The 11,103-nt window shown below is 67.8% G+C and carries 10 protein-coding genes; 7 read left to right on the forward strand and 3 right to left on the reverse strand.

Annotated elements, in window-relative coordinates; genetic code table 11:
* Positions 1-172 precede the first annotated feature (172 nt).
* Positions 173-877, reverse strand: a complete 705-nt coding sequence (phoU, locus tag GBZ26_RS20960) for a phosphate signaling complex protein PhoU (RefSeq protein WP_174440503.1) — start codon at positions 875-877, stop codon at positions 173-175.
* Between the two features lie 184 nt (positions 878-1,061).
* Between phoU and GBZ26_RS20965 the strand changes: the two genes are divergently transcribed.
* From GBZ26_RS20965 to mrdA, 5 genes are all read left to right on the forward strand, one after another.
* Positions 1,062-1,604, forward strand: coding sequence for a TIGR00645 family protein (locus GBZ26_RS20965; RefSeq protein ID WP_174440504.1), 543 nt, complete (start codon positions 1,062-1,064; stop codon positions 1,602-1,604).
* A 475-nt stretch (positions 1,605-2,079) separates the two neighbouring features.
* On the forward strand, positions 2,080-3,120 hold the full coding sequence (locus GBZ26_RS20970) for a rod shape-determining protein (protein ID WP_014240000.1): 1,041 nt from the start codon (positions 2,080-2,082) through the stop codon (positions 3,118-3,120).
* A 90-nt stretch (positions 3,121-3,210) separates the two neighbouring features.
* The gene (gene mreC, locus GBZ26_RS20975; RefSeq protein WP_174440505.1) at positions 3,211-4,080 is read left to right on the forward strand and encodes a rod shape-determining protein MreC; all 870 of its coding nucleotides are present in this window, start codon (positions 3,211-3,213) and stop codon (positions 4,078-4,080) included.
* The gene (mreD, locus tag GBZ26_RS20980) at positions 4,077-4,601 is read left to right on the forward strand and encodes a rod shape-determining protein MreD (protein WP_174440506.1); all 525 of its coding nucleotides are present in this window, start codon (positions 4,077-4,079) and stop codon (positions 4,599-4,601) included. Before mreC ends, mreD begins: the two co-directional genes overlap by 4 nt.
* A gap of 43 nt (positions 4,602-4,644) precedes the next feature.
* Positions 4,645-6,522, forward strand: a complete 1,878-nt coding sequence (mrdA, locus tag GBZ26_RS20985) for a penicillin-binding protein 2 (RefSeq protein ID WP_174440507.1) — start codon at positions 4,645-4,647, stop codon at positions 6,520-6,522.
* 25 nt (positions 6,523-6,547) lie between these two features.
* Here the strand turns inward: mrdA and GBZ26_RS20990 are convergent, their stop codons facing one another.
* The gene (locus tag GBZ26_RS20990) at positions 6,548-8,248 is read right to left on the reverse strand and encodes a methyl-accepting chemotaxis protein (RefSeq protein WP_174440508.1); all 1,701 of its coding nucleotides are present in this window, start codon (positions 8,246-8,248) and stop codon (positions 6,548-6,550) included.
* Between the two features lie 222 nt (positions 8,249-8,470).
* On the opposite strand from GBZ26_RS20990, the gene GBZ26_RS20995 reads away from it, so the two are divergent.
* Positions 8,471-9,148, forward strand: coding sequence for a DedA family protein (locus GBZ26_RS20995; RefSeq protein ID WP_174440509.1), 678 nt, complete (start codon positions 8,471-8,473; stop codon positions 9,146-9,148).
* Positions 9,149-9,166: 18 nt separating this feature from the next.
* Here GBZ26_RS20995 and GBZ26_RS21000 read toward each other — a convergent pair whose 3' ends face one another.
* Positions 9,167-9,898: a LysE family translocator gene (locus tag GBZ26_RS21000; RefSeq protein ID WP_345772054.1), complete on the reverse strand. Its 732-nt coding sequence runs from the start codon at positions 9,896-9,898 to the stop codon at positions 9,167-9,169.
* Positions 9,899-10,057: 159 nt separating this feature from the next.
* Between GBZ26_RS21000 and GBZ26_RS21005 the strand changes: the two genes are divergently transcribed.
* Complete coding sequence (locus tag GBZ26_RS21005; protein ID WP_211104876.1) at positions 10,058-11,056, forward strand: BMP family lipoprotein; 999 nt, start codon at positions 10,058-10,060, stop codon at positions 11,054-11,056.
* The last annotated feature ends 47 nt before the right edge of the window (positions 11,057-11,103 follow it).

Genomic DNA, 11,103 nt, shown 5'->3' on the forward strand with positions numbered 1-11,103 from the left:
GCGTTTTTTTTTTTTTTTAGAGGAAGAGGCGGGAGCGAGGTGTCCCCTTTGTTCGGGGGGCCGGGGAGTTTTGAAAAGGAGGGGGGGGGGGGGGGCGGGGGCGCGGGGGGGGCCGCCCCCCCCCCCGGCGGGGGGGGGGGGGGGGGGGGGGGGGGCAAGCGCCGCAGCACGCTCACACATCCCCCCGCGACCGGTCCGCCTTCGGCCGCTCGTCGAGCAGCGGCCGGCCGGTGTGCACGAAATGCACCACCTCGGCGATGTTGGTGGCGTGGTCGCCGATGCGCTCCAGGCTCTTGGCGATGAACAGCAGGTGCATGTGGGCGGTGAACATCTCCGGCAGGCGGGCCGCCGACTGGTTGATGCTCTCGCACAGGCTGGTGTAGAGCGCGTCCACCTCGTCGTCGGTGCGCCAGACGCGCAGCGCCAGCTCGACGTCGCCGTCCACATAGGCGTCCACCGCCGTGGTCAGGCGCTGGCGCACCAGACGGCCCAGGTTGGGCAGGGTGCTCATCGCCGGGGATTCGGGGAACTCCGCCACGGCGACGGCGCGGCGGGCGGTGTTGGCGGCGTGGTCGCCCACCCGCTCCAGGTTGCCGGCGATCTTCAGCGCGGCGATCACCTCGCGCAGGTCGTCGGCCACCGGCTGGCGCAGCACCAGCATGCGCATGCAGTTCGCCTCGATCTCGTGCTCGTAGCTGTCGAGGCGCGCGTCGGACTCGACGATGGCGCGGGCCTGTTCCGGGTTGCGTTGGGTCAGGCAGGCGAGCGCGCCGTCCAGTTGGGTTTCCGCGGCGCCCGCCATCTGCACGATGCTGGCCTTCAGCCGCTTCATGGCGTCTTCGAACGCGGTGACGATGTGCGGGGCGGGGTGCTTCATGGGGCTGGCCTTGTCGGGTGCGGCGGACGGCCGGAAACCTTACAGTCTCGCAGCCCGGCAGGCCAGTGCCGTTGCCGCGGGGCGACGCAGCGGGCGCCGCATGGGAACGGTTGATTTCGCATCTGCGAAATGGCAAGAGTTCGACGCCCCTACCCCTTATGACGAAGCACGGACGCCGACCGTCATGATCGAACGCCGTTTCGAACAGATCATCTTCGCCAGCCGCTGGCTGCTCGCCCCCTTCTATCTGGGGCTCGTCGTGTCGCTGGTGCTCCTGCTGGTGAAATTCACCCAGGAGATATTCCACATCGTCCCGCATGTGCTGGAGATGCAGGAAAAGGACGTGCTGCTGGCGGTGCTGACCCTGATCGACCTGTCGCTGGCCGGCAATCTGCTGCTGATGGTGATCTTTTCGGGATACGAGAACTTCGTGTCGAAGATCGACGTCGCCGACCACAAGGACCGCCCGGACTGGATGGGCAAGGTCGACTTCGGCGGGCTGAAGCTGAAACTGATCGCCTCCATCGTGGCGATCTCCGGCATCCACCTGCTGAAGAGCTTCATGAACATCGACAACACCAGCAAGGAAAACCTGATGTGGATGGTCATCGTCCACATGACCTTCGTGGTGTCGGGCGTGCTGCTGGCCCTGATGGATCGCCTGGAAGGGGACCATCACGGCGCGAAGATGAAGGCCGCGTCCGTCGCGAAATCCGATCATCATTGAGGCATCCGCGGGGGCTGCGACAGTCGTCGGAGCTGACGTGCCGAGGCGGTTTCAAACCCGACACAAAGCCGTTGCGGCGGGGTGGGAATCAGCCTAAGGATACCCCCGCCGCGAGCGGGGCGTTTGGCCGGACGCCGGAGGCTTCCTCCTCCTGTTGACGGAAAATTAACCCTGACACGGCAGTGTGGCGGGCACCGAATGATGGCGATCCGCCAGCATCTCGGGGACTGGACATTCCGCCGGGACCGGCCTTGCCTCAAGGACCGCCTCCCATCGACCAGAGCGCCGGACCGGCGCCGGCGCCCGCCCCACGGGCGCCGGCAACAGGGCTCGGCAAGGCGTGCCGGCTGCACTCTCCGCTTGAGCGCGAAGGGGCATTCGTCTATGGAACCGTTGGCGGGCGTGGCCCTCCGCATCGGAGCGGGCACATCGCCGGCAAGGCCGTCTCAACCGCAATGAAGAGTTAGTCGGGTCCATGCTTTCCAAACTCCTCGGCGTGCTTTCCGCCGACATGGCGATCGATTTGGGGACGGCCAACACCCTGGTCTATGTCAAGGGCCGCGGCATCGTTCTGAACGAACCCTCGGTCGTGGCCATCGCCAACGTCCGCGGCAAGAAGCAGGTGCTGGCCGTCGGCGACGAGGCGAAGATGATGCTGGGCCGCACGCCCGGCAACATCCAAGCCATCCGCCCCCTCCGCGACGGCGTCATCGCCGACTTCGAAGTCGCCGAGGAGATGATCAAGCACTTCATCCGCAAGGTGCACAACCGGCGCAGCTTCGCCAGCCCGCAAGTCATCATCTGCGTGCCGTCGGGCTCCACCGCCGTGGAGCGCCGCGCGATCCAGGAATCGGCGGAGGCCGCCGGCGCCCGCCGCGTCTTCCTGATCGAGGAGCCGATGGCCGCCGCGATCGGCGCCGGGCTTCCGGTGACGGAGCCGACCGGCTCCATGGTCGTGGACATCGGCGGCGGCACCACCGAGGTGGCCGTCCTGTCGCTGGGCGGCATCGTCTATTCCCGCTCGGTCCGGGTGGGCGGCGACAAGATGGACGAGGCCATCATCGGCTACATCCGCCGCACCCACAACCTGCTGGTCGGCGAAGGCTCGGCGGAGCGGATCAAGAAGGAAATCGGTTCGGCCTGCCCGCCGGAAGACGGCGAGGGCCGCATCCTGGAGATCAAGGGCCGCGACCTGATGAACGGCGTGCCCAAGGAACTCATCATCTCCGAGCGGCAGATCGCCGAATCCCTGGCGGAGCCGGTGTCGGCCATCGTCGAGGCGGTGAAGGTCGCGCTGGAGCACACGGCGCCGGAACTGGCCGCGGACATCGTGGACAAGGGCATCGTGCTGACCGGCGGCGGCGCCCTGCTGGGCAACCTGGACTTCGTCCTGCGCCACGCCACGGGCCTGCCGGTGTCGATCGCCGACGACCCGCTGTCCTGCGTCGCGCTGGGCACCGGACGGGCGCTGGAAGAGATGAAGACGCTGCGAAACGTCTTGGTCAGCGCCTACTGATTGGTGTATTGCTCGGTTGGGTTCCCCCGGTGGTTCGTCCATTCGCCGGCGTAGCCGGGGGCGGATCGCGTACCTGGACGGGATGATCCTGTGAAGCCTCGCAATTCCGGTTCCGTCGTGCGCCTTGCCGCTCCGCTGCGGGCGCTCGCCCAGCGCTTCTCCTTTCTTTTGCTGGTGCTCGCCTCCATCGCGCTGATGATGGTGGGCCGGATCGACGCGCTGTCGGTGGACAGCGCCCGGGCGCGCGTGACCGACGCATTCGCCCCGATCCTCGATGCGATCTCGCGCCCGGCCGCCACCGCCGCCCATGTCGTGGAGTCGGTGGTCGAGGTGCAGAACGCCTTCGAGGAGAACCAGCGGCTGAAGGCGGAGAACGCGCGGCTGCTGCAGTGGAAGCAGGCGGCGCTGCGGCTGGAGGCGGAGAACATCAGCCTCCGCTCCCTTCTCAAGGCGACGCCGGAGCCGTCCTCCTCCTTCATCACGGCGCGGGTCATCGCCGCTCCGGGCAGCTCCTTCCTGCGCACGCTGGTGGTCACCGCCGGCCGTCGCGACGGGGTGCGCAAGGGGCAGGCGGCCATCGCCGGCAGCGGGCTGGTCGGCCGGGTGATCGAGGTCGGGGAGTGGTCGGCCCGTGTCCTCCTGCTGACCGACATCAACACGCGCATCCCCGTGGTTCTGGAGCGCTCGCGCCAGCGGGCGGTGATGGCGGGCGACAATTCCGATCAGACCCGTCTCCTCTACCTGCCGCCGGAAGCGCCGGTCCAGGTGGGCGAGCGGGTGGTGACCTCCGGTCACGGTGGGCAGTTCCCGCCGGGCCTGCCGGTGGGCGTGGTGTCCTCGGCCGGTGAACGTGGCGTCCGGGTGCAGCCGAACGTCGACCTGTCGCGGGTGGAACACCTGCAACTGGTCGAGTTCAGCCTGCCGGGAAGCGAGGCGGAACCGTCATCCGAGTCGAAATGACGCTGACCTTGTGGCAGCGGTTGGACAAGACGGGGCGGAATCTCGCCCCCTTCGCGGTGACGGTCATGCTGGCGCTGGCCGGGATGGTGCCGATTCCGCTGCCCGGATATGCGTCGGTGGCGCCTTTCCTGACCGCCGTCGCCGTCTATTATTGGGCGATCCACCGGCCCGATCTGATGGGGCCGGGCACCGCCTTCCTGATCGGGCTTCTGCAGGACCTTCTGACCGGCGGGCCGCTGGGGGTGAACGCGCTGGTGCTGGTGCTGGTCCATTGGGCGGTGTCCAGCCAGCGGCGCGTGCTGGCGTCGAGCACCTTCGCCCTGATGTGGTTCGGCTTCGGGTTGGTCATGATGGGCGTGGCCTGCATCCAGTGGCTGGCCTTTTCGGTGCTCCAGGCGACGGTGCTGCCGTTCCGGCCGGCGCTGTTCCAGGCGCTGCTGACCATGGCCTTCTTCCCGGCGATCGCCTGGACGTTGATCCGCGTCCATCGCGCGTTCCTCAGGGACGATGGACAGGGATGACGGGCAGGGATGATGTGGCAGGGGATGTGAGCCTTTGACTGCGATGGACCGCGACACCGACCGCTACCGCCTGCTGACCCGCCGCGCCGCCGTGCTGGGCGGGTTGAAGCTTGCCGGTCTGTCTGCTCTGGTCGGGCGGCTCTATTACCTGCAGGTGGTGGAGTCCGCGCGCTTCACCATGCTGGCGGAGGAGAACCGCATCAGCCTGCGGCTGGTCGCCCCGTCGCGCGGCACCATCGTCGACCGGTTCGGCGCGCCGCTGGCCGTGAACCAGCAGAACTACCGCGTCGTCGTGGTGTCGGAGCGCACGCGCAACATCCAGGACACGCTCGACAAAATCTCCAAGATCGTCCCGCTGACCGACGGCGACCGCCGCCGCGTGATGCGCGAGCTGCACCGCAAGCGCCGCTTCGTGCCGGTCACCGTGCGCGAGAACCTGACCTGGGAACAGGTCGCCACCATCGAGATGAACACGCCCGACCTGCCGGGCGTCGCCATCGAGGTCGGCGAGATCCGCCACTACCCGGAGGCGGAGGCGACCGCCCACATCCTGGGCTATGTCGGCGCCGTGTCGGAGGCGGAGCTGAACGGCGACCCCGTGCTGTCGCTGCCCGGCTTCCGCATCGGCAAGGCGGGGATGGAGAAGTATCACGAGAAGGCGCTGCGCGGCACGGCGGGCACCAGCCAGCTCGAGGTCAACGCGGTCGGGCGCGTCATCCGCGAGCTGTCGCGCGACGAGGGGCAGCCGGGCCGCGAGGTCCAGCTGACCATCGACATCGGCCTTCAGAAATTCGTGCAGCAGCGGCTGGCGCAGGAGGTCAGCGCCTCCTGCGTGGTGATGGACGTGCACACCGGCGGCATCTACGCCCTGTGCTCCCACCCCAGCTACGACCCCAACCAGTTCACCATGGGCATCAGCGCCGAGCTGTGGGAGGAGCTGCTGTCCAACCAGGCGACCCCGCTGAACAACAAGGCCGTGGCCGGTCAGTACCCGCCGGGCTCGACCTTCAAGCCGGTGGTTGCCCTGGCGGCGCTGGAGTCCGGCCTGATCAGCCGCAACCACACGGTCTTCTGTCCGGGCCACATGGACCTCGGCGACCACCGTTTCCATTGCTGGAAGAAAGGCGGGCACGGCACGGTGGACGTCGTCGGCGCGCTGCGCCATTCCTGCGACGTGTGGTTCTACGACGTGTCGCGGCGCATCGGCATCGACCGCATCGCCGAGATGGCCAACCGCTTCGACATGGGGCAGCTGACCGGGCTGGACCTGCCGCACGAGCGGCCGGGCCTGATCCCCTCCATCGATTGGAAGAAGGGCGCCTTGGGCAAGCCATGGGCGCAGGGCGAGACGCTGATCGCGGCGATCGGGCAGGGCTACGTGCTGTCCACCCCGATGCAGCTCGTCGCCATGACCGCGCGGCTGGCCAACGGCGGCTTCGCGGTGAAGCCCCACCTGACCAAGCAGATCAAGGCGTTGTCGGGCGAGCAGACGAGCTGGCCGCCGATCGGGGTGAAGAAGGAGAATCTCGACCTCGTCCTACGCGGTCTCTACGAGGTGACCAACGCGCCGAACGGCACCGCCTATAAGTCGCGCATCACCGAACCCGGCTATGAGATGGCCGGCAAGACCGGCTCCGCCCAGGTCCGCCGCATCACCATGGCGGAGCGCAGCACCGGCGTGAAGAAGAACGAGGACCTGCCCTGGCGGGAGCGTGACCACGCGCTGTTCATCTCCTACGCGCCGGTCAGTTCACCGCGCTACGCCTGCGCCGTGTTCGTGGAGCATGGCGGCGGCGGGTCCACCGCGGCGGCGCCGATCGCGCGCGACATCCTGCTGGAATGCCAGAAACGCGATCCGGGCCGCGCCGCCGTGGCGGAAAGCGCCCCGCCGCCCCCGCCGCCGGGCGGCACCCGGGGCTGAGGGGCTTTGGAGGCGCCCGGCTGAACTAAGCCGCGCGCACTTCGGCCAGGAACTGATCCACCTCGCGCTTCAGGCTGGAGGCGCGCTCGGCCAGCTGGTCGGCCGCCTCCTTCACGCTGTGGGTGGCGGCGCTGGTTTCCGACTCCGCCTGCTGGATGCCGGCGACGTTGCCGGACACCTCCGCGGTGCCGCTGGCGGCCTGCTGGGCGTTGCGGCTGATCTCGCCGGTCGCCGCGCTCTGCTGCTCCACGGAGGCGGCCATCTCCGCGGTGGAACGGTCGATGTCCTCGACCTGTATGATGATGGCGCGCATCGCGTCCACCGTCCGGCCGGAGGCGCTCTTCACCGCGGCGATCTGGTTGCCGATCTGCTCCGTCATCGCGTGGGTCTGGTTGGCGAGGTTCTTCACCTCGCTCGCCACCACGGCGAAGCCCTTGCCGGCTTCCCCGGCGCGGGCGGCCTCGATCGTCGCGTTCAGGGCCAGCAGGTTGGTCTGGGAGGCGACGGCGTTGATGGAGGCGACGATCTGGTCCACCTGCTCGATGGCGGCGGACAGGGAGTCGAGCTGGGTCTGTGCCAGATTGGCCCCTTCCGCCGCGGCTTTGGAGCGGGCGGCGGCGCGGCTTACCCGCTCCGCCAGTTCGTGGATGGAGGCGGACATTTCCTCCGACGCCGAGGCGACGGTCTGGACGTTGGCGCTGGCCTCCTCCGATGCGCCGGCCACGGCGTTGCATTGGGCGCCAACCTCCTCGACCGCGGAGGCGAGCTGGGCCGCCGTGGCCTGAAGCTCCGCCGCGGCGCCGCCGACGTCGTTCACGATGACGCCGACCTGCGACTCGAAGCGGCCGGCCAGCGCGAGCATCGCTGCCCGCTTTTCCTCCTGGGACCGGGCTTCGGCCTCCTTGGCCTCGCGCTCCATCGCGCGGCTGTGGAGCAGGTTGCGCTTGAAGACGTCGGCGGTGGCGGCAATCTGGCCGACTTCGTCCTTGCGGTCGGTGCCGTACACCTCGGTGTCCAGCTTGCCGTCGGCCAGCCCGCGCAGGCAGGTGACAATGGCTTGCACAGGCCGGACGATGCCGAACTGGGATACCGTCCAGCCGAGCAGAAGCCCCGCCAGGATGCCGATGGCGGCGGCGGTGACGAGCTGGACCGACCGGGATTCCGCCAGGGCGGACGCATCCTGCGACAGCCGCGACGCCTTTTCGTCGGTGTAGCTGGTGTAGGCGATGGTCAGATTCTGAAGTGCCCGCGCGGCGGTCGCGCTTGCATCCACCGACGCCAGAATGTCGCGTTGGTTTTGCGTCAGATCGCTGCCGCCCTTGATCCGGCGAGCAACGGCGATCGTGTCCTCAAGTTCCCTATAATAGAGCGTCAGAGCGCTCTCGAAGGACGAGAGCATACGGCTCTGTTCCGCATCGCTGGTTCCCTTGACCCTGGAAAGCAGCCCGCTCACGGCCTCGCGCGTCTTGCCGATGGACGGGAGAACCTGATCCAGATCGCCGGGATTGGCGGCCAGCCGGTACTCGTCGCGATTCAGTTCGACAACCATACGGTTGATGCGCGCGCCAAGCTTCATTTCTTCGCCGGCCAACTGGATTTCGTCAGTGGCGCGGCTCAGCGCGTCCAGTCCGGCGATCGACGTGGCGGTGACGCCTGCACAGATCGCGGCCAGGAAAACGATGATGGAGAGGATCTTGGTGGAAATCTTCAGATTGCCAAGCTGCATTTGGGAATTCCGCCATAAAAGCCCGGATGGTCCGCACAGGCTGGGACCTGCAAGGGGGGCCGGTATGGAAGGGATTCTTATAAAACTCAGGGCGCCTGGGCTTTGATGTCGGTCAAGCAGGAAAAGAAAAAGTGGTAACTCTGTCTTTTGCCCCTATGGCGTGCCAGGAACCGTCTGCTGCTGAACCCTGTTCCAGAGGGACAAAAGATTGGATGGGCTGAAATGGCGGACGGGCTGACCAATTGGCTGGTCGATGTGATGCACACGATGAATTACGTGGGCATTTTCCTGCTGCTGGTCCTGGCGCGGGTCATCCCGCCGGTCCCTGCGGAATCGGTCATTCCATTGGCCGGCATCGCGGCGGCGCAGGGCGAGTACAATTTGCTCGGGGTCGCTCTGGCCGGTGGGTTGGGCTCGCTGGCCGGGCAACTGGTCTGGTTCCTGCCCAGCCGTCTGATGGGCCGCGACCGGCTGGAAGCCTTTTTAAAACGCTACGGCCACTGGCTGACGATTCACCCCAGGAAGGTCCGACGAAGCACGGAGTGGTTCGGAAAGCATGGCGGGATTGCCGTCTTCCTGACCCAGCCGGTGCCGGGCGTGCGGACGCTGATCTCGATCCCGGCGGGGGCCTGCCGGATGTCGATCCCGCTCTACTGCCTTTATTCCGGAGTCGGCTCGATCCTATGGACTCTGCTGCTCGCCTGGACCGGCTACATGCTGTCCCGCTGGCCCTTCGCGCACAGCCTCGTGGGCTACTTCACCGTGGGTCTGCTGGTGGTCCTGGTCGGGCTGTACCTGTACCGGCTCGCCAGCCATTTCCACGGCATCCGCCGCGCCCAGAAATCGTCGCGTGGGCCGGACGGCGATCCTCCCGTGGCGGGGGCCCCGCTCAGCCCTTAAGGGTTCAGCCCGTAAGCATCAGCCCATGGCCCAGCCGGCCATACCGGTGACGGCCATGCCGAGCGCCCAGAGGCCGAAGGCCGCCAGCGCCACCCCCGTGCAATGGTTCAGCCGGGTCAGCCCGCGATCGGAAATGCGGTGGCGCACGGCGGCGACGCCCATGGACAAGGTGAACCACCACAGGGACGCGCCGATGAAGACGCCGGCCACCAGCGTGGAGGCGTCCACGCGACCCAGATTGCCGCCCAGCCCGAAGCCGGCGAAGATGGCGATGAAGGCCATGATGGTCGCCGGGTTGGTCAGGGTCAGCGACAGGCCGGTCATGAAACCGCCGAAAAAGGACGGCGTGTCGGGCGCGCTGGCGGCCTCACGCTCCTCGTCCTCGGGCTTCTGGCGGAAGGTGCGTATCGCGACGACAAGCAGGAAGATGCCGCCGACGAGCTGGAAGGCGATCTCGTGCCCCTGCAGGAAGTCCAAAGCGGCGGAAACGCCGAAGGCGGCGATGGCGCCGTAGATGGTGTCGGCCACGGCCGCGCCGAAGCCGGTGAAGAAGCCCATCAGCGGCCCGTGCTGGAGCGTGCGGCGGATGCAGAGCAGGCCGATGGGACCGACGGGGGCGGCGATGGCGATTCCAAGGACGATGCCCTGCAGCAGAACCACCAGACCATGCACGCCGATCACCTCGTCCAATATGAGATTCCCTCCGCCGGGCCCCTTCTCCGGGCAATGGCGGGCGTGATAGCGGGCCACCGCCCTTCCGTCAACCGGCCCGTCAACCGGCCGCGCGGGAGGAAGTCCCGTCCGGCCTGTGACCTGCGGCGGCAATCCCCCTGTCGCAGGGCGGGCGGAGTGGATATCCTGAAAGCCACGACCCGGCAGGCGGGCGCACCGGAACGGGGAAGCGGAGCGATGACGATGACGCGCATTCTGACCATCCTGGCCCTGTCGCTGACGGCGGCGTCCGTTCCCGCCGCGGGGCCCGCCCTGGCGGCGGACGAGTTCATGCCGGCGGTGGTGTTCGACCAGGGCGGCAAATTCGACAAGTCCTTCAACGAGGCGGCCTACAACGGGGCGGAGCGCTTCAAGAAGGAAACCGGGATCGTCTACCGCGAGTTCGAGGTCACCAGCGAGAGCCAGCGCGAGCAGGCGCTGCGCAACATGGCGCGGCGCGGCGCCACCGTCATCACGGCGGTCGGCTTCTCCCAGTCCGCCGCCGTGGACAAGGTGTCGCGGGAGTATCCCAACACGAAATTCTGCCTGATCGACGACAAGCTGGACCTGCCCAACGTCCAGTCGGTGACCTTCAAGGAGCATGAGGGCTCCTTCCTCGTCGGCATGCTGGCGGCGCTGGCCTCGCAGAGCGGCAAGGTCGGCTTCATCGGGGGCATGGACATCCCGCTGATCCGCAACTTCCAGACCGGCTACGAGCAGGGCGTTCGCCATGTGAAGGCGGACGGCGAGGTCTTCACCAACATGACCGGCACCACCCCCGCCGCCTGGAACGACCCCACCCGCGGGGCGGAGCTGGCCAAGAGCCAGTTCGGGCGCGGCGCCGACGTGGTCTTCGCGGCGGCCGGGGCGACCGGGCTGGGCGTGCTCCAGGCCGCGGCGGACGCCGGCAAGCTGGGCGTCGGGGTGGACAGCAACCAGAACTGGATTCATCCGGGCAAGATCCTGACCTCGATGGTCAAGCGGGTGGACGTGACCGTCTACGACTGCATGAAGTCGGCCAAGGACGGCAGCTGGACGGCGGGCCACCGCGTCGTCGGGCTGAAGGAGGAGGGCGTCGGCTACGCGCTCGACGAGAACAACCGCAAGCTCGTCACGGCGGAGATGGAAAAGGCCGTCGAGGAGGCCGAGCGCAGGATCATCGCGGGCGAGCTGGTGGTGACGCCGTATCAGCCGTGAGGGTTTGATCAGCGAACGGTTGCCCCCTCCCTAACCCTCCCCTGCGA

It is taken from the genome of Azospirillum formosense, assembly GCF_013340925.1.
GTDB lineage: Bacteria > Pseudomonadota > Alphaproteobacteria > Azospirillales > Azospirillaceae > Azospirillum > Azospirillum formosense.